Origin of the sequence: Streptomyces sp. N35 (genome assembly GCF_016464295.1) — a bacterium.
In the GTDB taxonomy this organism is placed as follows: domain Bacteria; phylum Actinomycetota; class Actinomycetes; order Streptomycetales; family Streptomycetaceae; genus Streptomyces.
Genome location: NZ_JAEIMH010000044.1, coordinates 48,425 through 72,744 on the forward strand (window position 1 = coordinate 48,425; position 24,320 = coordinate 72,744).

General features: G+C 68.8%; 29 protein-coding genes. 9 read left to right on the forward strand and 20 right to left on the reverse strand.

Annotated features, from left to right (window positions below; genetic code table 11):
* Positions 1-2: 2 nt before the first annotated feature.
* Positions 3-758, reverse strand: coding sequence for a TetR/AcrR family transcriptional regulator (locus tag JAO81_RS23670; RefSeq protein WP_199549924.1), 756 nt, complete (start codon positions 756-758; stop codon positions 3-5).
* A gap of 166 nt (positions 759-924) precedes the next feature.
* Between JAO81_RS23670 and JAO81_RS23675 the strand changes: the two genes are divergently transcribed.
* Together JAO81_RS23675 and JAO81_RS23680 are read left to right on the forward strand one after the other, a co-directional pair.
* Entirely contained in the window at positions 925-2,004 is a 1,080-nt protein-coding gene (locus JAO81_RS23675; RefSeq protein ID WP_199549925.1) for an ATP-binding cassette domain-containing protein, read from the forward strand.
* Positions 1,997-2,740 (forward strand): ABC transporter permease, encoded by a 744-nt coding sequence (locus tag JAO81_RS23680; RefSeq protein ID WP_199549926.1) that lies wholly within the window; start codon positions 1,997-1,999, stop codon positions 2,738-2,740. Before JAO81_RS23675 ends, JAO81_RS23680 begins: the two co-directional genes overlap by 8 nt.
* On the opposite strand, the gene JAO81_RS23685 is transcribed toward JAO81_RS23680, so the two are convergent.
* Positions 2,741-3,538: a hypothetical protein gene (locus JAO81_RS23685; protein WP_307813595.1), complete on the reverse strand. Its 798-nt coding sequence runs from the start codon at positions 3,536-3,538 to the stop codon at positions 2,741-2,743.
* A gap of 479 nt (positions 3,539-4,017) precedes the next feature.
* On the opposite strand from JAO81_RS23685, the gene JAO81_RS23690 reads away from it, so the two are divergent.
* Positions 4,018-6,132, forward strand: a complete 2,115-nt coding sequence (locus JAO81_RS23690; RefSeq protein ID WP_307813596.1) for an aminoglycoside phosphotransferase family protein — start codon at positions 4,018-4,020, stop codon at positions 6,130-6,132.
* Between the two features lie 27 nt (positions 6,133-6,159).
* On the opposite strand, the gene JAO81_RS23695 is transcribed toward JAO81_RS23690, so the two are convergent.
* On the reverse strand, positions 6,160-7,044 hold the full coding sequence (locus JAO81_RS23695) for a GntR family transcriptional regulator (protein WP_199549928.1): 885 nt from the start codon (positions 7,042-7,044) through the stop codon (positions 6,160-6,162).
* A 150-nt stretch (positions 7,045-7,194) separates the two neighbouring features.
* On the opposite strand from JAO81_RS23695, the gene JAO81_RS23700 reads away from it, so the two are divergent.
* Positions 7,195-7,383 (forward strand): hypothetical protein, encoded by a 189-nt coding sequence (locus JAO81_RS23700; protein ID WP_199549929.1) that lies wholly within the window; start codon positions 7,195-7,197, stop codon positions 7,381-7,383.
* Here JAO81_RS23700 and JAO81_RS23705 read toward each other — a convergent pair.
* Positions 7,374-8,078, reverse strand: coding sequence for an HAD family hydrolase (locus tag JAO81_RS23705; protein WP_307813597.1), 705 nt, complete (start codon positions 8,076-8,078; stop codon positions 7,374-7,376). The genes JAO81_RS23700 and JAO81_RS23705 overlap by 10 nt on opposite strands.
* Before the next feature lie 38 nt (positions 8,079-8,116).
* Positions 8,117-9,022 (reverse strand): GntR family transcriptional regulator, encoded by a 906-nt coding sequence (locus JAO81_RS23710; protein WP_199549952.1) that lies wholly within the window; start codon positions 9,020-9,022, stop codon positions 8,117-8,119.
* 156 nt (positions 9,023-9,178) lie between these two features.
* On the opposite strand from JAO81_RS23710, the gene JAO81_RS23715 reads away from it, so the two are divergent.
* Positions 9,179-9,367 carry a hypothetical protein gene (locus JAO81_RS23715; RefSeq protein WP_199549931.1) on the forward strand — a complete coding sequence of 63 codons (189 nt, stop codon included), beginning with the start codon at positions 9,179-9,181 and terminating at the stop codon, positions 9,365-9,367.
* A 32-nt stretch (positions 9,368-9,399) separates the two neighbouring features.
* On the opposite strand, the gene JAO81_RS23720 is transcribed toward JAO81_RS23715, so the two are convergent.
* Entirely contained in the window at positions 9,400-10,353 is a 954-nt protein-coding gene (locus tag JAO81_RS23720; protein WP_374194337.1) for a winged helix-turn-helix domain-containing protein, read from the reverse strand.
* 209 nt (positions 10,354-10,562) lie between these two features.
* On the opposite strand from JAO81_RS23720, the gene JAO81_RS23725 reads away from it, so the two are divergent.
* Complete coding sequence (locus tag JAO81_RS23725) at positions 10,563-10,748, forward strand: hypothetical protein (protein WP_165330798.1); 186 nt, start codon at positions 10,563-10,565, stop codon at positions 10,746-10,748.
* Positions 10,749-10,813: 65 nt separating this feature from the next.
* Here the strand turns inward: JAO81_RS23725 and JAO81_RS23730 are convergent, their stop codons facing one another.
* The 4 genes from JAO81_RS23730 to JAO81_RS23745 all read right to left on the reverse strand — a co-directional run bounded on the left by JAO81_RS23730 (position 10,814) and on the right by JAO81_RS23745 (position 14,732).
* Positions 10,814-12,055 carry a GNAT family N-acetyltransferase gene (locus tag JAO81_RS23730; RefSeq protein ID WP_199549932.1) on the reverse strand — a complete coding sequence of 414 codons (1,242 nt, stop codon included), beginning with the start codon at positions 12,053-12,055 and terminating at the stop codon, positions 10,814-10,816.
* A 44-nt stretch (positions 12,056-12,099) separates the two neighbouring features.
* A complete protein-coding gene (locus JAO81_RS23735) occupies positions 12,100-12,597 on the reverse strand; it encodes a hypothetical protein (protein WP_199549933.1) in 498 nt (165 codons plus the stop codon).
* A gap of 466 nt (positions 12,598-13,063) precedes the next feature.
* The gene (locus tag JAO81_RS23740; protein ID WP_199549934.1) at positions 13,064-14,026 is read right to left on the reverse strand and encodes an asparaginase; all 963 of its coding nucleotides are present in this window, start codon (positions 14,024-14,026) and stop codon (positions 13,064-13,066) included.
* Between the two features lie 49 nt (positions 14,027-14,075).
* The gene (locus JAO81_RS23745; protein WP_199549935.1) at positions 14,076-14,732 is read right to left on the reverse strand and encodes an aerial mycelium formation protein; all 657 of its coding nucleotides are present in this window, start codon (positions 14,730-14,732) and stop codon (positions 14,076-14,078) included.
* 277 nt (positions 14,733-15,009) lie between these two features.
* On the opposite strand from JAO81_RS23745, the gene dtd reads away from it, so the two are divergent.
* Positions 15,010-15,447, forward strand: a complete 438-nt coding sequence (gene dtd / locus JAO81_RS23750) for a D-aminoacyl-tRNA deacylase (protein ID WP_199549936.1) — start codon at positions 15,010-15,012, stop codon at positions 15,445-15,447.
* Between the two features lie 10 nt (positions 15,448-15,457).
* Here the strand turns inward: dtd and JAO81_RS23755 are convergent, their stop codons facing one another.
* The 6 genes from JAO81_RS23755 to JAO81_RS23780 all read right to left on the reverse strand — a co-directional run bounded on the left by JAO81_RS23755 (position 15,458) and on the right by JAO81_RS23780 (position 20,467).
* Positions 15,458-16,423 (reverse strand): folate-binding protein YgfZ, encoded by a 966-nt coding sequence (locus tag JAO81_RS23755; protein ID WP_199549937.1) that lies wholly within the window; start codon positions 16,421-16,423, stop codon positions 15,458-15,460.
* A gap of 67 nt (positions 16,424-16,490) precedes the next feature.
* Positions 16,491-16,964, reverse strand: a complete 474-nt coding sequence (locus JAO81_RS23760) for a Fur family transcriptional regulator (RefSeq protein WP_199549938.1) — start codon at positions 16,962-16,964, stop codon at positions 16,491-16,493.
* 194 nt (positions 16,965-17,158) lie between these two features.
* A complete protein-coding gene (locus JAO81_RS23765) occupies positions 17,159-17,731 on the reverse strand; it encodes an FABP family protein (protein WP_199549939.1) in 573 nt (190 codons plus the stop codon).
* A gap of 230 nt (positions 17,732-17,961) precedes the next feature.
* Positions 17,962-18,822: a hypothetical protein gene (locus tag JAO81_RS23770; protein WP_199549940.1), complete on the reverse strand. Its 861-nt coding sequence runs from the start codon at positions 18,820-18,822 to the stop codon at positions 17,962-17,964.
* Positions 18,819-19,664 carry a hypothetical protein gene (locus JAO81_RS23775; protein ID WP_199549941.1) on the reverse strand — a complete coding sequence of 282 codons (846 nt, stop codon included), beginning with the start codon at positions 19,662-19,664 and terminating at the stop codon, positions 18,819-18,821. The genes JAO81_RS23770 and JAO81_RS23775 overlap by 4 nt, the downstream gene beginning before the upstream one ends.
* On the reverse strand, positions 19,661-20,467 hold the full coding sequence (locus tag JAO81_RS23780) for a hypothetical protein (RefSeq protein WP_307813600.1): 807 nt from the start codon (positions 20,465-20,467) through the stop codon (positions 19,661-19,663). The genes JAO81_RS23775 and JAO81_RS23780 overlap by 4 nt, the downstream gene beginning before the upstream one ends.
* A 289-nt stretch (positions 20,468-20,756) precedes the next feature.
* On the opposite strand from JAO81_RS23780, the gene JAO81_RS23785 reads away from it, so the two are divergent.
* Both JAO81_RS23785 and JAO81_RS23790 read left to right on the forward strand, forming a co-directional pair.
* Positions 20,757-21,200, forward strand: a complete 444-nt coding sequence (locus JAO81_RS23785) for an SRPBCC domain-containing protein (RefSeq protein ID WP_199549942.1) — start codon at positions 20,757-20,759, stop codon at positions 21,198-21,200.
* Between the two features lie 77 nt (positions 21,201-21,277).
* Positions 21,278-21,541, forward strand: a complete 264-nt coding sequence (locus JAO81_RS23790; RefSeq protein ID WP_199549943.1) for a DUF3099 domain-containing protein — start codon at positions 21,278-21,280, stop codon at positions 21,539-21,541.
* 105 nt (positions 21,542-21,646) lie between these two features.
* On the opposite strand, the gene JAO81_RS23795 is transcribed toward JAO81_RS23790, so the two are convergent.
* From JAO81_RS23795 to JAO81_RS23805, 4 genes are all read right to left on the reverse strand, one after another.
* Entirely contained in the window at positions 21,647-21,934 is a 288-nt protein-coding gene (locus tag JAO81_RS23795; RefSeq protein ID WP_165330787.1) for a DUF1416 domain-containing protein, read from the reverse strand.
* A 35-nt stretch (positions 21,935-21,969) separates the two neighbouring features.
* Positions 21,970-22,806, reverse strand: coding sequence for a sulfurtransferase (locus tag JAO81_RS23800; protein WP_199549944.1), 837 nt, complete (start codon positions 22,804-22,806; stop codon positions 21,970-21,972).
* A gap of 150 nt (positions 22,807-22,956) precedes the next feature.
* A complete protein-coding gene (locus JAO81_RS44045) occupies positions 22,957-23,040 on the reverse strand; it encodes a putative leader peptide (RefSeq protein ID WP_352250015.1) in 84 nt (27 codons plus the stop codon).
* Between the two features lie 267 nt (positions 23,041-23,307).
* Positions 23,308-24,042, reverse strand: coding sequence for a DUF2993 domain-containing protein (locus JAO81_RS23805; RefSeq protein ID WP_199549945.1), 735 nt, complete (start codon positions 24,040-24,042; stop codon positions 23,308-23,310).
* Between the last annotated feature and the right edge of the window lie 278 nt (positions 24,043-24,320).

The window sequence follows — 24,320 nt, forward strand, 5'->3', positions numbered from 1 at the left end:
GCTCAGGAGCGGGCCCGGCGCGCGATCAGCGCGGCCACCCCGTCGAGCACGCACGCGAGCCCGAACTCGAACTCGTCGTCCTCCTCGTCCGCCCCCTGCAGCACCCCGGACGCGAGCACCTTCGTGACGCCGGGATGGCGCTCGGGCGTGGTGAGGACGGCGAGCGTACGGGCGTACTCCCGCAGATGCTCATCGGGCGTGCGCCCGCTCTCCCGGATGGCGGCGTCGATACTGGACATCATGGCGGCCTCGCTGCGCACATAGCCGCCGACCAGCATCAGCACGCTCAGCTTGGCCTCCTCCGCGAGAGGAGTGCCGGCGAGCGCGGACAGGCCGCACTCCATCCACTCGACCTGCCGCGGCGTCGCGGGCGGACCGGTCAGCGGGATCCTGAGCAGCCAGAGATTGGCGTACAGAATCCTCCGCTGCTCACGCGCCCACAGCTCCATGGACGTCCGCCAGTCCGCCGCCGGATCGAGCGCGGGCGCGGGCGGCGTGGCGGCCTCCTGCATCAGGATCAGCAGCTCGCCCTTGGCGCCGACGTACCGGTAGAGCGACATCGTCGATACGCCGAGCGCCTTGGCGACCCGCGGCATCGACACCGCCTCGACCCCCTCGGCCGCCGCGATCCGAACCGCCGCGCCGACGATCCGGTCCAGCGAGAGTCCGGGCTTGGGACCCTTCGACGGGCGCTCGCGCAGCCCCCAGGCCGTCGCGAGGCTCGCGGGCAGACCCGTGCTGTCGTCCGCCTGCGCCATGCGCGTCGCCTCCTTGCGTGGGCCGAGGCTCCCCCGAGTTTTCCCGGAGCTTCCCTCTTCGAGCTTGACGCACATCCTATTTCTGCGTAACCCTTACACAGTAATGCGTAAGGGTTACGCAGAAGAGGTGCCGGGCCCATCGGCGCACCGGAGACGGGGATCACCCATGACCATCACGCAACGGAACGCGACGCACGCGGCGAGTACGGCAAGTACGGCGAGCGCAGCCGACGAGCCCGTGCCGGCCATCGAGACCACCGGGCTCCGCAAGAGTTACGGCGCCCACGAGGTCCTGCGCGGCATCGACCTCTTGGTGCCGCGCGGCACCGTGTACGCCCTGCTCGGCCCGAACGGCGCCGGCAAGACCACCGCCGTCCGTATCCTCGCCACGCTCGCCACGGCCGACGGGGGCACGGCCCGGGTGGCGGGCCACGACGTGCGGACCGGGCGGGCGCGGGTGCGCCGGGCCATCAGCCTGACCGGCCAGTTCGCGGCGGTCGACGAGATGCAGACGGGCGCGGAGAACCTGCGGATGATGGCCCGCCTTGCCCCTTCGGCCACGGGTGCCCGGCTGTCCCGTACCGCGGCCCGCGCCAAGGCCGCCGAGCTCCTCGCCCGCTTCGGCCTCACCGATGCGGCCGACCGCCTCGTCAAGACGTACTCGGGCGGCATGCGCCGCCGCCTCGACCTGGCGGCATCCCTGGTCGGCACCCCCGAGATCATCTTTCTCGACGAGCCCACCACCGGTCTCGACCCGCGCAGCCGCAAGGAACTCTGGTCGCTGGTACGGGAGTTGCGGGCCGGGGGCACCACGGTCTTCCTCACCACCCAGTACCTGGAAGAGGCAGACCAATTGGCGGACCGTATCGCGGTCCTGGACGCGGGCACGCTCGTCGCCGAAGGCACGGCGGCCGAGCTCAAGCAGCGGGTGGCGGACCACCGTCTGGATGTGACCGTCGCCGACTCGGAGACGTATCTGCGCCTGGCCCACCGCGCCACCTACAGCGACCCCGAGACCCGCGTCCTCGGCATCCCCACCGACGGCAGCGCGGCCGAAGTCCGCGCGCTGCTCGACGCGTTGGACCCGGACCGGACCGCGATCACCAGCTTCACGCTGCACAGCGCCACGCTCGACGATGTCTTCCTGACCCTGACGGGACAGCCGCCGGCCACCGCCCCTCAGGACGCCGGCGCCCAGCCCACCGCCTCCCCTGCTTCGCCTCTCAAGGACTCCAGCCATGTCTGACGCCCTCATCATGAGCGGCCGCGCCCTGCGCATGAGCCGCCGCAACGTCGACGCCCTGATCACGTCGCTCGCCCTGCCGGTGATGCTGCTGCTGATCTTCGTCTACTTCTTCGGCGGTGCGATCGACACCGGCACGCGCTACGTCACCTACGTGGTCCCCGGCGTCCTGCTGCTCTGCGCCGGCTTCGGCTCGTCCAATACGGCCATCGCGGTCGTCGAGGACCTCAAGACCGGCATCATCGACCGCTTCCGCTCGCTCGACATCGGCGGCGCCCCCATCCTGGCCGGCCACGTGGTCGCCTCGGCGGCCCGCAACCTGATCGCGACAGCCCTGGTCTTCGCGCTCGCCTTCGCCATCGGCTTCCGTCCGGACGCCACACTCGCCGGCTGGTTCGCCGCGCTGGGCGTGCTCCTCGCGTTCATCCTGGCCCTGTCCTGGCTCTCGGCCGCGGTGGGCCTGCTCGCCAAGTCCCCTGAGGCAGCGGGTGGTTTCACCTTCTTCGTCAGCTTCCTGCCGTATCCCAGCAGCGCCTTCGTGAAAACCGAGGACATGCCTTCCTGGCTCCAGGGCTTCGCGGAGAACCAGCCGATCAGCCAGGTCATCGAGTCCCTGCGCGGCCTGCTGCTCGGCCAGCCGGTGGGCTGGACCCCATGGATCGCACTCGCCTGGTGCTCGGGCATCCTGCTGGCTTCGGTGGCGGCTTCGGCTTGGCTGTTCCGCAGGCGTACGGCCTGATCAGGGCCGCCAGGAGGGCGACGCAGCAAGCTTCCAACGCCCCTCGAAGTGCTTGACCCATTGGGCCACGGCCCGCACTTCGGTGGCGGTTCCCGCCTTGCTCGACCACACGTACAGGTCCGTGTTGTAGCCCTTGGGGTCGTAGACCAGGCGGTCGGGGTTCGGTGTCCGCATGCGGGCCTCCACGTCGTAAAGACCGTGCAGGACCAACTCCTGGTTGAAGAGGCAGATCTTCTCCGTCGGCTCACCGTGGTAAACGCGGTACTGGCAGGTCACTTCCACTCGGCCCCGGTCGGACAACTGCTCGGCCAGGCCGGACAGCGTCTCGTCGTAATCCTGGCATTTGAGCTCCAGCCTTCTGCGGAACTCGGGATCATCGACGGGTGCCTCATCCGGCCCCACGCGGGCGGGCACGGACATCTGGCGGCAGAAGTCGGGGATCAGCATCCGCACCTTCACGCTCCGCGTCGGCCCCGGATCGTCGAGCAGCTTCTCCAGCCGGTGGTACAGCTCGTTGTAGAGCGTCTCGCCCGTGTAGCCGACGAAACAGATGTCCACAGTTCTGGCCTGGAAGGCGTCGCTGACCAGGCCGCTCAGGTCGCGTGAGCTGACCAGGGAGCGGGCCGGGGTCCGCGCGGAGGTCACCAGTTCCTGGATCGCGTCGTACAGGACGTAGGCGACGAGGCTGAGGAGAGCGCCGCCGAGGAAGGTCTGGCCTTCCAGCGCGTCTCCGACCGGCGTCACAAACTGCGCCAGCATGCCCGTCAGAAAGATCCCGAGCAGGAGAAGCCTGGTCACAGGCGCCTGGAAGCGTGCCTGGAAACGTCTCAGCCGACTTCCTATGCCCGGTTCAGGGCCACCGCTTCCCCCGTGCGCCACTCGAGTCCCTCCCCTGCCCCGGTCGCGCAGGCGACGCTCGGATACGTCCGCATCGCCGCTGAGACATGGTCGCCGTACTTCGGTGACAGAAGCAAGACGGCGGAAAGGCAACCACATGCCCCGTCGGCGGCGTATGTCCTACGACGAAGGTTCGAGTTGCCTCGCTCAATCGAGGGATGAATCCTCTGTCTCAGACGAATGTTTACTAGGGTGTCCACCACCTCAGCTGCCCAAGGTGGCACCAGGAGCAATCAGGAGCTCAAGTGGCCGGAGAGTCCGCCCCTTATCCCGCTCCTCCACAAGGCAAGGCGCCGACTCCGTACGAGCTGCGGGCGGCATTTGTGGAGCATGCGCGAACGCACGGGGCGATGACCCGCGGCCACCACAATCGGAACTTCATGATTCCTCTCACCGAGGACATGGCAGAGCTCGTGGGCGAACCACGTGGCACCAACGTGATGGTGCGGACCCGGTTGCCCGACGCCCTGCGCGTGGTCATCAGGACCTGGCAGGACGAGGCGAAGATCCTTGAAGCGGTCAAGGAAGTGCTGCCGCAGGTTCCACGCTGTCTGGCCTCTCATGAGGACACGGCGATCCACAGCTATGTGGAGGGTGTCCCGCTCTCCAGCGTCTGCGAGAACGGGAAGCCAGTGGACGGGCTCCTGGTGCGGGCCCTGACGGGCGTCCTGGCGGACATGACACGGGTTCGCAAGGAATTGCTGCCCAAACTGCCGGACAGCTGGCCGCGCAACCACCGGGACAGCCGGGGGTTCATACGCAATCTGGCCCTGATGGCGGACGAGCAGATCCGCAAGCCCAACTGGACTGAATTCGGCGGCCTGTTCGCGGCGCTCGGCATCTCGGACGATGCGCTTGCACAGTTCGCCGCGCGCATCCCCGCCATGTCGCCGCGCCCCTTCAGCCTGCTGCACACCGATCTGCACCGCGACAACATCATCGTCACCTACGACGGCAAGCCACCGCTCATCTACGTGGACTGGGAACTCGCCTCCTGGGGCGATCCCTTGCACGATCTGGCCAATCACCTTGTCCGGATGCACTACCCGGAGCAGCAGCAGAACGAGGTGACGGAAGCCTGGGCCACGGACATGCAGCGGGTCCGGCCCGAGGCCACGCGGAACCTGTCACGGGACCTGAAGCACTACATCGCCTTCGAACACGCCCAGTCGGTGTTTCCCGACGTCATGCGCGCTGCCGCTTCGCTGGGGGACGAACTGCTGCCGCAGCGGCTGGAGACCGCCACACGGCAGGTGGCGCAGGCGCTGCGGAAGGCGTCCGCACCGCTACAGCTGGCTGATGTGCCGGAACCGGAGATCGAGCGGGCCCTGTACCGATGGCAGGCGGCCCGTCTCGGGCGCCAAGGCAGGTCGCCGAGCGGCCGGGGGATCACCTTCGAGCCCGATGAGCGCATCAAGCATCCGGACTGCGATCGCGCCACCGTGCTGGCAGCCCTGGAGGCGGAAGGTGCGGCACCGGCGAACCGGGTGTTCAAAGGCACCGCGCATCTCAACACCGTGGTGCAGGTGCCGGGCAAGTTCCGGCCCATCGTCGTACGGCGCAAGGTGGGCGGCGAGGGCCGCAGGGAGCAGCCCTTCCTCAGCGAGCACGCCGTGCTCCGCCTGATCGAGAAGTCCGAGGCAACGGCGAAAACCGTGCGAGCACCACGCGTCCTCGCCCTGGGCACCAGCAGACTCAAAGACGACTTCGCCATCCACTCCTATGAAGGACCCGACGGCGACGGACGGCCACCGAACCATCCCGAGCACGGGCTCCTGCCTCATGAGGCCGACAATCTCGTCGCCCAGCTCGCCGCGCTGGCCGCGGTCGAGCAGGACGCGCTGCTGGAACTCGATCCCGCCGCGCAGGTCTTGGACTTCTACTCGTGGCTCAGTGAACAGCTGGTGAGGCTGGTCGCCTCACTGCCCGCCGAGTCCAAGAAGCTCGCCCGCGCCCTCGGCCTGCCGGACGAGTACCGGCTCAAGGACCTCCTGCACCGGCACAAGCTCACGCCTCGTCGCTTCGCTCTGCTGCACGGAGACCTCAACCCATGGAATCTGGTGCGTCAGCCCAACGGTGAACTCACCCTCATCGACTGGGAGATGGCGATGGTGGGCGATCCGCTGTACGACCTCGCAAGGCATCTCCATCTCACACCTGTCCGGCCGGCCATCAGAGAGCGCATGTTCGCACGCTGGCGCAAATTGCTGGCCAGTGAATCGACGCAGGGCTGGGAGGCCGACTGGCGCGTGTACCGATGGATCGAGCTGATCCGGTCCGCGTACATCGACCTCGACCGACTGGTGACGGGGGATGGCCTGGACGCGCCCAACGTACGTCGTGCGGTCGACCGCTACGCGATGACACTGGCCGAAGCCACGGCAGCGCTCGGCCTGCGGTCGCGTCCTGTCGCCAATCCGTACCTCAAGCGGTCGCTCCCCATCCGTGAAGGCACCCTCACCCGTGCGGACGGTCTGGAGCCCAAGGGCTTCTAGGGCCTGATCCACAACAGGCCCCAGGGCTCACGGTTTCGGCACCCTGGCCAGCAGGTTCCACAGGGAGTCGAACCACGACTGCAGACTGCCCACGAAGACGGAGCCGGCCGACTTCGCGTCCTCGTCCGCCGCATGATGAGCCAGCGTCGAACCGAGCCCCAGGACGTCCACCACATCTGCCGGAGTGTCGTCCAGCAGATTGATCCGGCGCTCAAGGACCTCATACGGCCCGAGCAGCGCCCTGCTGCCGTTGAGCACATACACCTTGAACGTCGGCGCCAGCGGCACGGTGCGGATCTCGACGGAGACCGTATCGACCAGTCCCTCCGTCGCCAGCTCGCTCAGCACCCGCTTCAGCGAGCGTGAATGGACATCGCTGATGGCCCGCAGCCGCTCCTGCGGGCGGGGGTCCGTCGGGTTGCCCTTGATCCGCGGATACGGAAGGTAAGTGGACTCGTCCGGAAGCAGCATGCGCACGGTCACCGAGCGCGGCTGGACCTCACCCGCCCGTACCCTTTCGGCCTGCACCCTGATGTGCGCGTCCAGCGACTCGGACGTCAGCGTGAAGACATCCAGCGTCACCTCGTCGGCCTCGAAAGCCGCGCCGATCAGCGGCCCCAGCGTCACCCGCCGGCTGCGCCCGTCCCCCGTCACCGAGGGAATCTGCTGCTGCGCCTTCAGCGTCTCCGGATGCGCACGCACACGCGTCCCACTCCCCCGGCGGGACTCGACAAGCCCCTCCGCGGCCAGCTCGTGCAGGACTTTCACCACGGTGTCGCGGGAGACGCCGAGTTCGTCCGCCAACTCCCTTTGCGAGGGGAGTTGTTGGCCCACCCGGTAGATCCCGTCCTTCAGCCGGGAGCGCAGTTCCTCCGCCACTTCCTGGAACGTCCTGCCACCACTCTCGCTCACGCCTTGAACGTACCGTCAGAATACCGGCCACAAACCGCTTTCAGACAAGTTGTCTGCGCAGGTGGCGACTTGGATTGTCGATCACAAGTCCAGGGGACATACCTTTCAGACAACCAGTCCAGTTGGACTGAAGAGGGGAGGGTTGGCGCTATGGTGAGGTTCCCTGAAATGGTCGAACTGGCCTTGGTGCTCTGGCAGTTGTTCGACCAGATGCACCTGATCGAAGGTGGTCCGGTGATCGTGACCATCGCCCTTGTGGCCACGGCACTCCGTACGCGCAATTCAGCAGTCGCCTACGCAGCCGCCATGGCCGCACTGGTAGTCCTGGCTCAGGCCTGAGCCGCCGCCTCCCAGACGAGGTCGAGGACCGGGCCCAGGGAGTCGACGACGAGGTCGGCTCCCGCGGAGCGCAGGCGTTCCTGGCGGTGCGGGTCGCGGCCGTAGCCGAGGAAGTCGACGCCCGCGGCGCGGGCCGCGTGCAGGTCGGCCGAGGTGTCGCCGATCATCAGGGCCGAGGAGGCCTCGGCACCGAGGAAGTCCAGGGCCCGGTGCAGGCAGTCGGGGTCGGGCTTGAGGTGGTCGACCTTGTGGGTGCGGCCGTGGATGCCGCCGCCGAAGCAGCGCAGGAGGTTGCGCTCGGTCAGGTAACGCTCCACCGCACGCGGCGAGTTGTTGGTCGTCACCGCCAGGCCGACACCCGTGGCGCTCCACGTCTGGATCAGGCGGTCCACGTACGGGGTGGGATACGCCTTGACCGTGGCAAGGAGCTCCTCGCGGGTGAGCTCGTCCTCCAGGCCCTCGATCAGCTCGCGGTCCGGGTAGGTGCGGTCGACCTCGCGCAGCAGGGCGTGCGGGTCGTCGCCGTCCCAGTTGGGGTCGACGATGCCCGGTCCGCCGTTCTCGTCGAGCCAGGCGAGCAGGCGCCGGGTCACATCGGCGGCCGGATGTCCGGCGAAGAGCCGGCAGATCGGCCCGTCGAAGTCGAAGAGCACCGTCTGTTTTCCGGTGATCAAATCGCCGACTCTCTCGATCACTTGGGCCGCCTGAGTGGTCTGTGTCGTTTCAGAAGTCACTAAGAGAGTGTCAGGTCCCCGGCGATCGTGTTCCAGAGTGCGTCGAACCACTGCTGCGACTCCTCCACAAATGAAGCGTCCTTGCCCCCCGCGCCCGGTTCTCCCGTGGCCGGCTTCTCGAAGGAGAAGAGCAGGGACTTGGTACCCAGGGCGTCGAAGAGCTCAACCATCTCGCTACCGCCGCCCATCGGCTCCTCGCGCCGCATGATCATGTAGTACGCGAAGAGGGCTTCCGAGCCGTTGAGGAGATAGAGCTTCACCGGCGGGGTGAACGGCAGGGCCTTGAACGTGACCCGTACGTCGACCTCGTGGGTGGAGCGCAGGGCGAGGAGATTGTGCTTCAGGACCTGCCCCTGGGCGTTGCGCTGGTCGAGCCAGCGCTTGTGGACCGCCTCCGTGTCGCCCTCGACCGGGACCGGGAAGGCCAGGTCGATGTCGCGGCTCGGCAGCAGCAGCCGTACCTCGATGGACTCCGGGCGCAGGCTGCCCTCGTGGACCCGGCGCAGGGGCTCGCCCAGGGCGATCATCAAGGTCTCGGACGTGAGGCTGAGCGCGTCGATCCGCACGTGCGGGCGGCCGAAGGCGCGCACCAGTTGGGGGCCGAGGCCGACCATCGTGGGCTGCGGGCCGGTGGGCGTGGGCAGGGCGGCCCGGGGGGCGATCTGCGGCGGGGCGCCCTTGGTGACGTTCTTGAGCAGTCCGTCGTCCTGGAGCATCTTCAGGGCGAGGCGGACCGTGCCCCGCTCCACGCCGAACTCCTCCGCCAGCCGGCCCTGGGTCGGAAGGCGGCTGCCGGGCTGCAGTTCGCCGTTCCTGATCCGGCTGCGGAGTATCTCCGCGATCTCTTGGTGCGAGGGCTTTCTGCCGTTCACCGTCACGCTCTCCTGGGCCTGGGTCACGACCAGAAGGTTACAACTCCCGTTGAGCTGGCGGCAGTTGTTTCGACCTACGAACCAAGGGAAGAAACTTGGTGAGACTAGGAACCAACCACAGCCAAGTTCTAGCGAAGTTGGCAGTCGCTGGTTCGCGTAGCTCCTCCCCACCCCGAAGGAGGAACCACCATGCCGGTCATCGCGCTCCTTGGTGCAGTCTTCGTCATCGGATTCGAGCAGCTGGTGCAGTGGCAGTACGGACCCATGGGCATCATCGGCCTGCTGCTCCTGAGCATCGGCATCAAGGCCAAGAGTCCCACCTGCAGCTCCATCGGAGCCGTCATGCTCGCGGTCCTGGTCGCCGGCCCCGCCCTCTGAGCCCCACCGGCCCGGCGGGGCCGGCCCGTCCGTCAGAATCCGGGCGGGGCCAGCTCCAGCGGCGAACTGATCGTCTCCCACAACGCGTTGAACCACAGATGCGACTGCTCGACGAAGGTCGTATCCCTCAGGCCGGCGCCCTGCTGGAACGCGAAGAGCATCGACTGCGTCCCCTGGGCGTCGTACATCTCGAGGTACTCGTGATCGATCTCGGCGCCGCGCCTGGTGAGCGTGTAGTACGCGAAGAGGGCTTCCGATCCGTTGAGGAGATAGAGCTTCACGGGCGGGGTGAACGGCAGCGCCCGGAAGGAGACGGAGACGTCGATGCCGTGCGTGGCCCGCAGCGCGAGGAGATTGTGCTTCAGCACCTGACCCTGCGCGTTGCGCTGGGCGAGCCACTGCCTGCGCACGGGGTTGATCGCCTCCTGGCCTGCGGATACGCCTTCGACCGGCACCGGGAAGGCCAGGTCGATATCGCGGCTCGGCAGCAGCACCCGGACATTGACCCTGGCCGGTTTCGGCCCCCCTGCGTGGATGTACCGCAGCGGTTCACCGATCGCGAGGGTCAGCGATATGGACGTCAGGCAGATCGCGTCGATCTCCACCTGGGGCGCCGAGAACGCCGAGGTGATCCGGGGTCCGAGGGCGACCGTGGTCGGCATCGGGGCGGCTTCGGCGCCCGCGAAGGAGTGCATCACCTCCGCCGCGTCCACGGCGACCGTCGCGGGGCTCCCCTTGGTCACATTCGTGAGCAGCCGCTCGGCTTTGAGGATGTCGAGCGCCTGCCGTACGGCGCCGCGTTCGACACCGAACTCATCTGCCAACTTGGCCTGCGTCGGCATCCGTTGGCCCGGCTGCAGCTGTCCGCTGCGGATCCGGGCGCGCAGTTCATCCGCCACCTCGCGGTGCGACCTGCGGGCGCTTTCCGCGCTGCGGGGACCGCTGTGGACTTCATCCTGGGGAGCACGATTCGGGCTCACAACCAAATAGTACAACTTCCCGCCATCTTCGGGGAGTTGTTGGAAACCTGGTTATCGATCGGCCCCAAGGGCAAAAAACCCCTTGAGAGTTGGCTACCAACTCCGACAAGCTGGATGCACCCAGAGCAACATGGTCAGACCCTGGACGGTTGGCACCCGACGACGCGTGACCCGCCGCCAGGCAGCTTCCTCCCCTATCCCAAGGAGGGAACGTCATGCCGCTCATTGCCATCATCATCGCCGGCCTGGCCCTTGCCTTCGAGCAGGCGATCCAGTGGAAGTACGGCCCGATGGGCATCATCGCCTTCGTCGCGCTGACCATCGGCATCAAGGCCAAGAACACCATGTTCAGCAGCATCGGCGCGGTCATCCTCGTCATGCTGCTCGCCCAGTCCGGCTGACCGGGCTCCCCGCCGGAGGGGAGCGGGGAGTCCGGTCGGCCGACCGACGGGTGTTTCAGAACATGTCAGAACATGTCCGGGCACCACGGTCGCCTGGACGTACGCAGCAGGGCGTCCGCCGCCGCGGCGGCGCCCGGACGCTCCTCGGTCACGGTGCCGAGCGCGGCGAGCCGTACGGCCGACTCGTCACCGAGCCAGAGCGTCGCCAACTCCCGTACGTCCATGGAGAGTTCCGCACTCTCCGTGGTCGGCACACAGGCCGCACCCTGCGGACCGGCGTCGAGCCGGTACCGCCCGCCGGTGTAGCCCGCCGGGTCCCTGATCTCCAGGACGAGGGATCCGGCGCCGTTGTACGTCCGCGTCTCCAGCGCCCGTACGACATCGAGGATCCGCACCCAGAGGAAATCGGCCTGGGTGACCACCCGGGCGGCGCGGGGATCCGGGAAGTACAGCGGGATCAGCGAGTCGGGGGCGCGATGGCCGGTGCGGACCTTGAGGATCCAGTCGATGGAGACCAGGTACTGCCACAGCGCGCGCTCGGCGGCCGGCGTGACCGCGTCCAGGCCGCGCACCTTCGCCGTGTTCTGCGGCAGTTTGTTGTCGCTCCAGTCCGGCACCGGCTCATAGGCGACCAGACCCTCGACTTCGCCGGACGGCGAGCGATAGACGGCGTAGTGCGGTTCGCTCCAGGAGTGGAACTGGTCCTGGAGCAGGCCGGTGTTCTGCTTCCACCAGCGTTCGTTGCGGTCGACCGCGCCGGGCTGGCGGACCCGCAGCCGTTCATGCAGATCGGGTCCGAGCTTGCGGACGTCCGCGCCGTCGACCAGATCGATCCGGCCACCGTCGTCGGGCCCTGACCAGCGCGGGTCGAGTCCCGCGCGCGGGACGTCGAGCTCCCACTGGGTGGTCCAGGTGGCGGGCCCGAATCCGTACCGTCCGTAGATCGGGTACTCCGCGGCGATCAACGTGGCGACGACATCACCGCGCTCCTTCGCCGCGTCCAGGTCCTGCGCCATCATCCGGCTCAGCAGACCGCGGCGGCGGTGCGTCGGCGAGACCGTGACGTTGGTGACCGCGTCGGCCGCGACGTCCGCGCCGCCGACGGCGGTGAGCTTCTGCGCGAAGGAACGGAAGGTGGCCACACAGCGGCCTTCATCGAAGGCGCCGAGGGTGCGGGAGAGGTCGATCGAGGAGCGGCGGTCGGCCACTTGCTCTTCGGTGAGGGCCGGACTGCGCAGGAACCCGGTGTTCAGGGCCCGGGACCAGTCGGCTACGTCGGCGTCTGCGAGAGAACGGATTTCGACCATACGGGCCACGGTAGGCGGGGTGCGGTGCCCGATGCATCCGGGTTTCAGGCGGCCGGGCAGAGCGCCTGGGCGCCGACCGGCGCCTGCGCCCGGACCACGGCGGCCACCGGCGCGGCCTGCGACCGGCTGCGGGCGAAGACCACGACCCGCAGGACCACGAACCGGCCGATGCCCGCGAACCCGGAGGCCAACAGGTAGACGATCTGCTCGAGCACCGCGCCCGGCGAGGCCACCAGCTGCGTCAGGACCAGCATCGCCACGGAGGTCACCGCGTACGCGGCCGCCGCGGATCCGGCCGACTGCCAGTGCTGGCGCCAGGTCGCGCGCCCGCCGGCGCCGAAGGTGAACCGGGCGTGCAGTTCGGTGGCGAGCAGTGTGGACGCCACGGTGATGAGCGCGTTGGCCAGGATCCAGGGCATCAGGGAGGCCAGGCCCGCCACGGCGAAGCTGGAGGCGACCCCGACCCCGCCGCCGCAGAGCACGAAGCGCGCGAAGGCCGCGAAGGCGCCCGGCGCCTGCTGGCTGCTGTGTCCTGTCTCCACGATCCCCACACCCCTTTGACGGCACCGACGGCTTTTCTGTGACACCGGCGCCCGGTCTCCTGCCACTGAGACCGCGGCCGAGCCCCGAACTAACCGGTGGCGCCATCATGGCACAGTTATGGCGCCATGGCGAGCCACTATTGGCGCTTCACGCGCCAAAAGTGGCGCCACACTGAAGCCATCGACAGAAATAGCAGGTCACGGGCTCGCGATTGCGGCACCACCCGAGGTCAACCGCGACGCCAAGGTGGCGCCACAACCACATGCCGGAACTATACGGCCGTCATATACGTACGTTCAATACGTGCGTATAGATTCTGCTGCCGAGAACGAAAAGGCGTCCGCCGGCAGGTCGGAACCTGCCGGCGAAAGAAAAGGGCCCCGCGGCGGGAGGCCGCCCCCGCCGGCAGGACGCAAGGGGTGTATCAGCAGAAACAGAAACGAGCTCTTGTCGGTGGACCAGGGCTCAGAAGGCCGCGCGGATCTCCCCCACCGGAATCCCGCCGCCGAGCAGCGGAGCCTCGCCGATCCGTGCCACCACCGACGCGTCGACGCCCATCAGTTCAAGAGCGCGGGACAGGACCGGGCCCAGCGCCCGGGTCGCACCGTCGTCGATCTTGAACGCGAGCGCACGGCCGTCCGGCAGCGCGACCGCCTGGACCGCCTCGGCGCCCATCTTCGAGAGCGTGCCGGGCACCTCGCGCATCAGCCAGGTGTCCGGGCGCCGGGTGCCCGCGACGTACTCGGGGTGGGCGCGCATGGCGTCCGCGACGCGGCGTTCCGGCGTACCGGAAGGGGCGAGCACGAAGTGGCGGAAGGCGCGGGCCAGGCCGGGCAGCGTCAGCGCCATCAGGGGCGCGCCGCATCCGTCCGTGCCGATGGACGCGACCCGCTCGCCGGCGGCCGTCTCGACGACCTCGCGGATGAGCTGCTGCAGCGGGTGGGCCGGGTCCAGGTACGTCTCGGTCGGCCAGCCCGCCTTCACGCAGGCCGCGATCATCGAGGTGTGCTTGCCCGAGCAGTTCATGGTGACGCGCTCACGGGCGTGCCCGGCGGCCAGATAGGTCTCGGCCTCGACCGGGTCGAGCGGCAGGTCCGGCGGGCACTGCAGCTGGGTCTCGGAAAGGCCCTGCTCGGCGAGCATCTTGCGGACGAGGTCCAGGTGGAAGGGTTCGCCGGAGTGGCTGGCCGCGGTCAGCGCGAGCCGTTCGCCGCTCAGGTCAAGCCCCGCGCGCAGGATCGCGGCGGCCTGCATGGGCTTGTTGGACGAGCGCGGGAAGACGGGTGTCGTGATGTCGCCGACCGCGTGCTCCACGGTGCCGTCCGCGGCGAGCACGACCAGGGAGCCCCGGTGATGGCCCTCGACGAAGCCGGAACGTACGACCTCGGCGAGGACCGGAGGTATCGGGGCGGGGGCGGTGGAGGTCATCGTCGGCCTTCCGGTGGCGCGGGCCCGCCCGCCCTGTCACCCCAGGGGCTCAGGAGAGCAGGTCGTCTACTTGTGCTTCGCCCTCACGGTACCTGCGCGCGATCTCCGCGCTGCAATCGTCGGCGGTCCGCTGGAGCGCCTGACGGCGCCGGGAGACCTGCTGTTCATGGCGGACAAGGCGGCCCATCGCGGTGTGCAGCTCTTCGTCCGTACGGGCGTCGAGGTCGCTCAGCTCCACCTCGGCGAGCATCTCGGCGGCGAGCAGCCGGTACTCCTCGCCATGGGGCGTACCGAGCGTGACATGGCGGGCGGAGGAACGGTGCGTGGAGGGGGCGTCGGCGAGGATCTCGGAGAGCCGCTCCACGATGGCCGGGTCCGGCGCCGCGGCCTCCGGCGCACGGGCGTGCAGCCGGCGGGCGAGCTCGGCGCGCAGGATGTCGATGCGGCCCTGGAGCAGCCGGCGCAGATAGCTGAGGTCCGCCTCGTCCTGCTGGGAAGTACGGCGCAGCCGGCGCAGCTCCGGCAGCCTGAGCGCCCCCAGGTCGTGCTCGGGCAGCTCGGGCATGGGGCCTCCCCTGCTCGAAGAGCTCGGGGAAGGGCTGTTCGTGCGCTGAACCGGCGGACGCGGTACTGCGGCAGCTTCCGCCTGTGCCGTGCGGGCTGTCGGCACGGGCCCGGAAGGCTGTCCGGTACTCGGAGTGCTCATGCGACTGTTCCTCCCCCAAGCTTTCGCTTGGCTCGAGCAGGGGGGGACCCCCACCCTCGCTCGGTGCGGTGCACCGCGTGTGTGCATCGTGCCACTGAGTGTGGGGGATATGTGGCGGAGTGCACTCGATCGGCCCCGGATAGGTGCATGGCATTACGCGGCGGATGGGGCGCGTGGGGGAACTTCTGCCGTTGTTCACCCGGCAGTTGGCAGCTTTCGCCCCCTCACGGGGTGCCTGTTCGGTGCTGCCGTTCGGGGGCACGGCATGATGTGGCGTATGCGTGCGGTGGTGCAGAGAGCGAACGGGGCGAGTGTCGTCGTCCAGGGTGAGGACGGTCCGCGGACGACGGGCGAGTTCAGCGGCGAGGGCCTGTGCGTCCTGGTCGGCGTCACCCATGACGACACCAAGGAGAAGGCCGCCCAGCTGGCCCGCAAGCTCTGGACCCTGCGGATCCTGGCCGACGAGAAGTCCTGCTCGGACCTCGACGCACCGCTCCTGGTGATCTCCCAGTTCACGCTGTACGGCGACGCCCGCAAGGGGCGCCGCCCCACCTGGAACGCGGCCGCGCCCGGCGATGTCGCCGAGCCGCTGGTCGACGAAGTGGTCGCTCAGCTGCGGGCGTTGGGGGCGACGGTGGGGACGGGGCGGTTCGGTGCGTCGATGCGGGTGTCGCTGACGAACGACGGGCCGTTCACCGTACTGCTGGAGATGTAGCCGTACGGGCTTACGGCTCTACGACGACTTCCTGAGCCGCGGCGGTGGCGCCGACCAGGAGCGGGGCGTCCACGGGAATGTTCCGCTTCACCAGCGCGAGCGCGATCGGGCCCAGTTCGTGGTGGCGGGCCGAGGTGGTGACGAAGCCGATCTTGCGGCCCTCGGGACCGTCGGACGCCAGGCGGACCTCCGTGCCGTGGCCGGGCAGATGGACCTCGCTGCCGTCCAGGTGCAGGAAGACCAGGCGGCGCGGGGGCTTGCCCAGGTTCTGGACGCGGGCGACCGTCTCCTGGCCGCGGTAGCAGCCCTTCTGGAGGTGGACGGCCGAGCCGATCCAGCCCAGCTCGTGCGGGATGGTGCGGTGGTCGGTCTCGAAGCCGAGCCGCGGCCGGTGCGCCTCCACGCGCAGCGCCTCGTACGCGAGGATGCCGGCCGCGGGGCCGTGCTCCGCCACGTACGGCTCGACGTCGGCGCGCGGCAGGAAGAGATCACGGCCGTACGCCGTCTCGCGGGCGACCACGCCCTCGGGGACCGCGGCGATCGAGCCGGCGGGCAGGTGCACCACCGCGAACTCCTCGGTGCGGTCGGCCACTTCGACCCGGTAGAAGAACTTCATCGACTCCAGGTACGCGAACAGCGCCTCGCCCGTGCCCGCCTCGAAGTGCGCCCAGGTGGTCGTTCCGTCGTCCACGAGGGAGAGGTGGTGCTCGATGTGGCCGTTGGCGGAGAGGATCAGCGCCTCGGTGGCCCGGCCCGGCGGCAGGTCGCTGACGTGCTGGGTGAGCAGCAGGTGCAGCCAGCTGAGCCGGTCGTCGCCGGTGACCGTCAGGACCCCGCGGTGCGAGAGGTCGACGACGCCGCGCCCGTCCGCGAGAGCGCGCTGCTCCCCGTACAGCTCGCCGTAGTGCGCGGCGACGCCTTCATCGGCGCCCTCGGCGGGGACGGCGCCGGGCAGGGACAGCAGGGGGCTCTTCATGGTGGTCACTCACGTAACTACGGGGTGGGGGGCGGTTTTATTTCCGGTTCGGCTCCGCGGGACCGGTCTATTTCCCGGGACCGGCGGCCTTCGCGTCCTTCGGGGCCTGCGGGGCCTTCGGGTCCTTCGTCGTGCAGTCCTTGCAGCGGCCGAAGATCGCGAAGTGCTTCATATCGGTGTCGAAGCCGAATTCGCTCTGCAGCTTCGCCTTGAAGTCGGCGGCCACCGACACATCCGCCTCGATCACGTTCGTACAGTCGCGGCAGACCAGATGCAGATGGTGATGGCGGTCCGCGAGGTGGTACGTGGGGGCGCCGTGCCCGAGGTGGGCATGGCTGACAAGACCCAGCTCCTCGAGCAGTTCGAGCGTGCGGTAGACCGTGGAGATGTTCACCCCGGACGCGGTCCTGCGGACCTCGGCCAGGATGTCGTCGGGCGTCGCGTGCTCGAGGGTGTCCACGGCTTCGAGGACAAGCTGACGCTGCGGCGTCAGCCGGTAGCCGCGCTGCCGCAGATCGCTCTTCCAGTCGGTGCTCACCACAGGGCCCAGTGTAGGCGGGTACCCCGGAGGTTCAGGCGGCTCGGACCCGATCGCGGTACCCGGCTCACTGACCGTGCGCGGGCGGCCGTCGGCGGGGTTGGCGAGGGCGGGCGCATGCAAAAGGCGGCACCCGTTCCCGGATGCCGCCTGTGCTTGAAGCGTGCGGGCCTGCTTGGAGGACCTGCTCGGAGGGCCTACTTGAAGAACGCGATCCCGTCGTCCGGCAGATCGCCGAGGTTGCGCGCCATCTCGGCGACTTCCTCGGGCGTGACGACCTTCTTCAGCTGCGCCGACATGTACGGACGGAGCGGGACCTCGGGGGTCTGCTTCTCGCCGACCCACATCAGGTCGCCCTTGACGTAGCCGTACAGCCGCTTGCCGCCGCTGTACGGACCGGAGGCGGCGGTGCGCGCGATGGCGTCCGTGGCCAGGTCGATCTGCGGCTTCTTGTCGGCCAGCTCGCCGTACCAGACCTCGACGACACCGTCGTCGCGGACCATCACGACCTCGACCTTGCGCTCGGCGTCGATCCGCCAGAACCCGGACTCGGTCTCGAGCGGCTTGACCTTGTTGCCCTCGGCGTCCAGGACCCACGTACGCGACTGGTACTCGAGGAAGTCACGGCCGTCGTGGCTGAAGCTGACCTCCTGCCCGAAGTTGCACTTCTCGGCGCCGGGGAAGTCGGAGACACCCGCGCCCGCCCAGTTGCCGAGCAGGAAGGCGAGGGGCACGAGGGAGGGGTTCAGGTCGGACGGGATCTCGATCATGAGCAGCTCTCAGTACGAACGGGTGGTCAGCGCTGACCCTGGTACAGCTTCTTCACGGTCAGTCCGGCGAAGGCGAGAACGCCGACGCAGACCAGAACGAGCAGGGCTGAGAAGAATGCCTCAAGCACGGGGGTGCTCCTTGTGAGCTGTGGTGGCAGGTACGGGCCGGGCCCCAGCTTAGTCGGCTGGGGCCCGGGGGTCGCTGTGAGGTGGGCCCTTCGGGCCCCGGCTCAGCTCAGGAGCTGGGTCTGCAGGACGACGGTCTGGTGGAAGGGGATGCGCTCGGCGCCGCCCTTCTTCGTGTGGGTGATCAGGGCGACGGTGTCGCCGGATGCGAGATAGGCCATCCGGCCGCGGTCGCCGCCGGTCTGCGCGTAGACGTACTGGCGCGTCTCGTACAGCGCGCCGGCGTTCTCCCACTTCTCGTCGAGCCCGGCCTCGGCGATGTCCACCAGGTCGAGGCCCGAGTCGTTCGCCGCGTTGACGCCGCCGTCCATGTAGCTGATGCCGTCCAGGAACTGGTCCGCGTACCCGACCGAGGAGAAACGGAGCAGGTGGATCCGGCTCTCGGTGCCGTCGGCGGCCGTCCAGGACCGGCCCACGATCTCGCGTACCGCGAGGTCGCGCAGACCGTCGCGCACGGCGGCCTGGTCGCCCTTCGCGTACAGCGCGGTGAACTCCGCCGGCTTCACCGGCTTGGCGCCCGAGTCGCTCTTCGCCCCCGCGGGCGCCGGCAGCAGCAGGTCCTTCAACGCGGCGTGGTGGATATTGCCGGGGTTCGCGTCACTGAACGGCCGCGGGGCGTTCGCGGGCAGCGCGGGGAGCTTCAGGTGCGGGTACTCCCAGCGCCCGTCGCCCTGTGTGGCGAGGCCCGGCACATCGGTGCGCTCCTGGGACGTGATGCCGAGCGCGGCACCCGTACCGAGTCCGCCGCACACCACGACGGCGAGCGTCCAGCGGGCGATGGCCCGCAGGACACGGCGGTCCTTGAGCGAGGCCTTCGGGGGCGGCGGCGCGATGAACGTGTCCGGGCCGGCCGCCTCGACTTCCGTGACGGCGCTGCCGATCGGGGGCGCCTGCTGGTCGGTCATACGTACTCCCCCGGCGAATCGATGTGGTCGAGCTGCTTCTTCACGAAGTCGGCGGCGTCGGATTTGTTCAGCGGCCGACCGCCGGACAAGGCGAAGGAGACGAGGACGTCCTTCTCGTACGCGGAGCAGAACATGCTGTCGATGCCGTCCTTCTCCTCGCTCTTGGAGAGGAAGCACTTGGTGCCCGCGTGGCCCTCGATCTTCGGCCCCTTCGTGACGCCCGGCAGGTCGTCGAAGAGTCCGGTGCTGAAGGTGTGCATCTCGCGCAGCGCCTTGCGGTCCTTCATCGTCGAGACCGTGACCTCCGCCAGGAGATTCGAGCCGGAATAGGAACGCCCGGCCGTGCCCTGCACACCGAACTTGTCGACGCGCTTCTCCCAGTCCCGGCGAGCCTTGCCGGTCAGTCCCTTGCCGCTCGCCTTCAGCTGGGCGGTGGCCTGCTTGCCGGTCTGGTGGCTGTCGTTGCCGTTCTCGTCGAGGTCCGGGCCGAGGACAAAGCCCCCGGGCACCGGCAGCAGCAGCTTGCTCAGGGCGTTGTCGTGACGGCCCTTGTGGGCACCGCCCGCCGGGTCGGCACCTCCGGTCGCCGCGTTCTCGGCCCAGCTCTCGGTCTTGACCGTGGTATCCGCCTTGTCCACCGTCGAGTTGACGTGGAAGGCGGCTCCGCCCAGGGCGCCGAGGACCAGGACGACCGGCAGCACGACGGCCGCGATACGGCGGACGCGCGCCGAGGCCGGACGGTCGGCGCCGCCGTCGAGGGTCTCCGGGACACCGTCCAGGGTCTCCGGTACGTCAGGAGTGCCCGGCATTGCGGGCGCCGAGTCGAAGGGTGCGTCGCTCACAGCCGTCCCACCTGCCGTTCCACCAGGGAACGGATCTCGCTCACCTTGATCGGTTTCGTATCGAAGATGTGGATGTCGACCATGAGGTCACCGCGGAATGCGATGGCGCGTGCCTTGTAGAGCGGGAGATAGCCGGGCTTGTTCTGCACGGGGTACACGAACGCCCGCCCCTCGGCGCTGCCCTTGATCGCGTGGCCTTCGTTGCCGGCGCCGTTCTTCTCGTACGGCATGTACGTCAGTTGGTCACGGGCGTGCTCGACTGCACCGAAGCCACCGTCCGCCCGGAACTGCACGAGGCGAACCTGGGTCTCCTTGTAGCCCTGCTCCCAGTCGACCGCCGCGACCCGGCGGATGCTCTGCCTGGTGAGCTCCTCCAGCATCCACTTCGGATTCTCGTACTCCTCGACGTACGACGGCACAGGCATGTAGCCGTCCCAGAGCGAACTGAGCAGGGTGCTCTTCGCCCCCTTCGGCTTGCCCACCAGAAGCTTGCGCAGATCCCCGTTGGTCTTGCCGCCGAGCGCCGCGGACTTCGCCGCCTTGTCGGACTTCGCGGGGTACGCCAGGTCCTGCTGGCTCAGCGCCGGCAGCGGCGTCGGCTCGCGCTCCGCCTGGACGGTGTAGCCGAAGGCCGTGCCGCCCGCGACGCCGAGCAGCGCCGCGGCGAGAATCAGGGCGGTCGTGCGACCGCGGCGGCGCTTCGGGCGCTCGGGAGCCGCGTCGGGCTCCTGCGGTATCGGTGTCGGTGGCGACTCGTCGGTCGCCGGCCGGAACTCCGGCATCGGCGGTGCTGCTGGTTCCACGGTCCCCCCAGGACTCTCAGGACTCACCGGGTTCACCGAACCCGAAGTGCCGATTCCGTATCGGCGCGCCCAGAAGACCCCCGGGAATCGCGAGGAGTTGTACGACTCCGGATAACGGTTCGGACACCTCCTGACCTGCGAGGAACCACATCACCGCAGAACCGCTCGCACCCTCCGCCACCGGTACACAAGCAGCCAATCGCTCCGGCACCGATGACTTTCCGCGCCGCCATCCGTCAACTTGTCGTAAGCAGCGGCCAATTGAGCATCACACGAGAGGCATACGACCATGAGCGAGCAGAACAGCAGCGACGCCGGCGGGTTCTCCTACTCCGTCTCCCGCGAGATCGCCGCCCCGGTGTCCCGCGTGTGGCAGGCCTACACGACCGCGGCCGAGTGGCCGTCCTGGTTCGGGGCCGTGGAGGGCACGGTGGAGATCGACGTACGGCCGGGCGGACCGTGGAAGGCGACACTCGGGATGCCGGACGGCGGGCAGTTCCCGCTGAGCGGTGAGTTCCGCGAGGTCGTCGAGCACGAGCGGATCGTGCTCACGATGGACGTGCCGGGTCAGGCCCCTGAGGTCATGCAGGTCGCCTTCGAGGAGAGCGGCAGCGGCACGAAGGCGACGCTCAGCCAGACCTGCGCCACGCAGGAGGCCCACGACCAGGCGCGCGAGGGCTCCGAGATGATCCTGGCGGGGCTTGCGGCTCATTGCGCTGGGGGCGACGAATAGGAGCCCCCGCAAACCCCGGGATACCTCCGCTCCCAAGCTCATCGGCGTGCCCCGCCCCAGACGCCTACTCTGGAGAGATGTACACGCGAAGGCGGCACGTCTACTTCGCCATGATGGGCCTGTGCATCGGCCTCTTCGTGCTGGCGTGGGCCATCGTCCGGCTGTGGTCGGTCCCGGTCGCGGTCGGGATGTGCGTGGTCGCCATGGTGATCCCGCCGGTCGCCGCGATCGTCGCCAACCGGCGTGGACCGGAGGACCGCTGGTGGGACGACCCCTCGGGGGATTCCAAGTCCGACGACTGGTGGGACGAGCTGGACGGCAAGCGCAAGCCGCCCCCGTAACAACAAGCCGGAGGACCGCACCCGTTGCCTGGTAAGCGTCCAACCCCCAGGGGTGCGGCCCTCCGGCCGTTTCAGCAGGCAGCGCTCACGCTGCCGTAGCGGTGCTCAGACCGCGATCGCGACCTCGGCGAGGCCGCCGGTCTGCGCGACCACCGTGCGGTCCGCGGTGCCGCCGGGCACGAGCGCCCGCAGCGTCCACGTGCCCTCGGCCGCGTAGAACCGGAACTGCCCGGTCGCCGAGGTGGGCACCTCGGCGGTGAACTCACCGGTCGAGTCGAGCAGTCGCACATACCCCGTGACGGGCTCGCCGTCGCGGGTCACCTGGCCCTGGATGGTGGTCTCACCGGGCTTGATCGTCGAGGCGTCGGGGCCGCCGGCCTGCGCTCCACACATAGGTCGAATCCTTTCGAAGGAAGGTCAGCGGAAGGTCAGTTGGAGCCGAGCTCGATCGGCACGCCGACGAGGGAGCCGTACTCGGTCCAGGAGCCGTCGTAGTTCTTGACGTTCTCGACACCGAGCAGCTCGTGCAGCACGAACCAGGTCAGGGCCGAGCGCTCGCCGATACGGCAGTACGCGATGGTGTCCGTGGCGAGGTCGACCTGCTCGTCGGCGTAGAGCTGCTTGAGCTCGTCGTCCGACTTGAAGGTGCCGTCGTCGTTGGCGTTCTTGGACCACGGGATGTTGCGGGCGCTCGGCACGTGGCCGGGGCGCTGCGACTGCTCCTGCGGCAGGTGCGCCGGGGCGAGCAGCTTGCCGCTGAACTCGTCGGGCGAGCGCACGTCGACCAGGTTCTGGGTGCCGATCGCGCTCACGACGTCGTCGCGGAAGGCGCGGATCGCGGTGTTCTGGGCCTTGGCCTTGTACTCGGTCGCCGGGCGCGCGGCGATCTCGGTGACCAGGTCACGGGAGTCGAGCTCCCACTTCTTGCGGCCGCCGTCGAGGAGCTTCACGTCCTGGTGGCCGTAGAGCTTGAAGTACCAGTAGGCGTACGAGGCGAACCAGTTGTTGTTGCCGCCGTAGAGCACCACGGTGTCGTCGTTGGCGATACCGCGCTCGGAGAGCAGCTTCTCGAAGCCGGCCTGGTCGACGAAGTCGCGGCGGACCGGGTCCTGCAGGTCCTGCTTCCAGTCGATCTTGATGGCGTTCTTGATGTGGTTCTTGTCGTACGCCGAGGCGTCCTCGTCGACCTCGACGATGGCGACCTTGGGGTTGTCGAGGTTGGCCTCGACCCAGTCGGCGTCCACCAGGACGTCATTGCGGCTCATGTGCTGTCTCCTCCGGGGCAGTTACGGCAGGGATGCGGCAAGGCATGCGAAAACGGGGTGCGCGCACGGGCACGGGGTGACCCCGAGCCGTGACGGCTCAAGAGGTCCGGGGAAAGCGGGAGGTGGTGGCCGGACAGGCCGGATGCCCGCTCAGGCGGTGCGACAGAGCATGGCGGCGACGCGGCACAGGTCCACTGCCCGCCGCTTCGTGAGATCCGCCGCCTGTTGCTTCATGGGCCCGATCGTAGGGACGTATCGGTCGCCGTGTCACCGGTCGTCCGTATTTTGATACGCGATCGTCCGAATGCCGGGACGGAAGGGCCCCGAGGCCGGGGGTGACGGGGTCCGGGAGGCGGTGTCGCGCCCGTCACACCCCGAAGATGGACTGCTTCGTCTCGCACTACGGGATACATCGCTGATACGGAGGGGTGCCGCGGACTGTGGCGCGGGGAGAGCCGCGGACTGTGGCGCGGGGTGTGCCGCGAGGTGTGCCGCGGAGCGTCAGCCGACCAGCTTGACCTGGGTGCCGGTGACCGCGATCTCCACACCCTTCTCGGCCGACCGGACCGACTTGAGATCGATGCCCGCGGGCAGCCCGTCGATCTTCTGCTTGAAGTCGGTGATCTCGCGCATCTTGCGGTCCGCGACGGAGACACCGGCCAGCTTGGGCATCGCGTCGGCGTGGACGTAGACCGTGTTGCCGTCCTCGACCGTGACCGTGCTGGTCACACCGATCGGCGGGAGCTTCTTGCCGAAGGCCGTGACCTCGATGGCCACCTTGATCTTGCCGTTGTCCGCCGCGGAGAGTCCCACGACCTTGGCCGTCATCCCGGGAGCGACCTGTGCGGACTCCACCTTCGCGGCCTTCAGGAGTTCGTCGTACGCGATGAGCGCGGAGCCGTCGGCGCTGTCGGCGGTGGCCGAGCTGTAGCTGTCGGAGAACTCGACGCCGCGCATCGTGGCGTCCAGCTCGGCGATACGGATCTTCTTGCCGTCCTCGGCGGGTGCCTCGTAGTCGTCGATGCCGATCGAGACGTCGTCGAGCTTGCCGCCGGCGAGCTGGGTCAGGAAGGGGAAGCCGTTGATGGAGACGTCCGGCTTCTCGGCCAGGCCCTCGCTGACGCGTATCTTGTCCGCGGCCTCGTCCTCGGCGAAGCCCACGGCGATGCGGTCGGCCGCGATGAAGAGTCCGCCCAGGATCACGGCGATGATCAGGAGTATTCGCAGTCCGCGCACGGTGTTGCCCCCACCTCAGGTGTCTTTGCGGGGAGCCTAACCGTGTCCCCTGCGGCAACGTCGAACACTCGAGATCTTGTCGAACAGCTGTGACAACGCCGCTGGGGTGGCCCCTCCTGTCAGGGAAGGGCCACCCCAGCGCCGTACGGGCCGAGACGGTCAGCCGATCGCGCGCCCCAGCAGATACACCGCGGGCGCGGCCGCGGCGAGCGGCAGCGCGACGCCGGCGGTCATGGGCACGAAGCGCGGCGGGGAGTCGTAGCTGGCCCCGCGCGGGC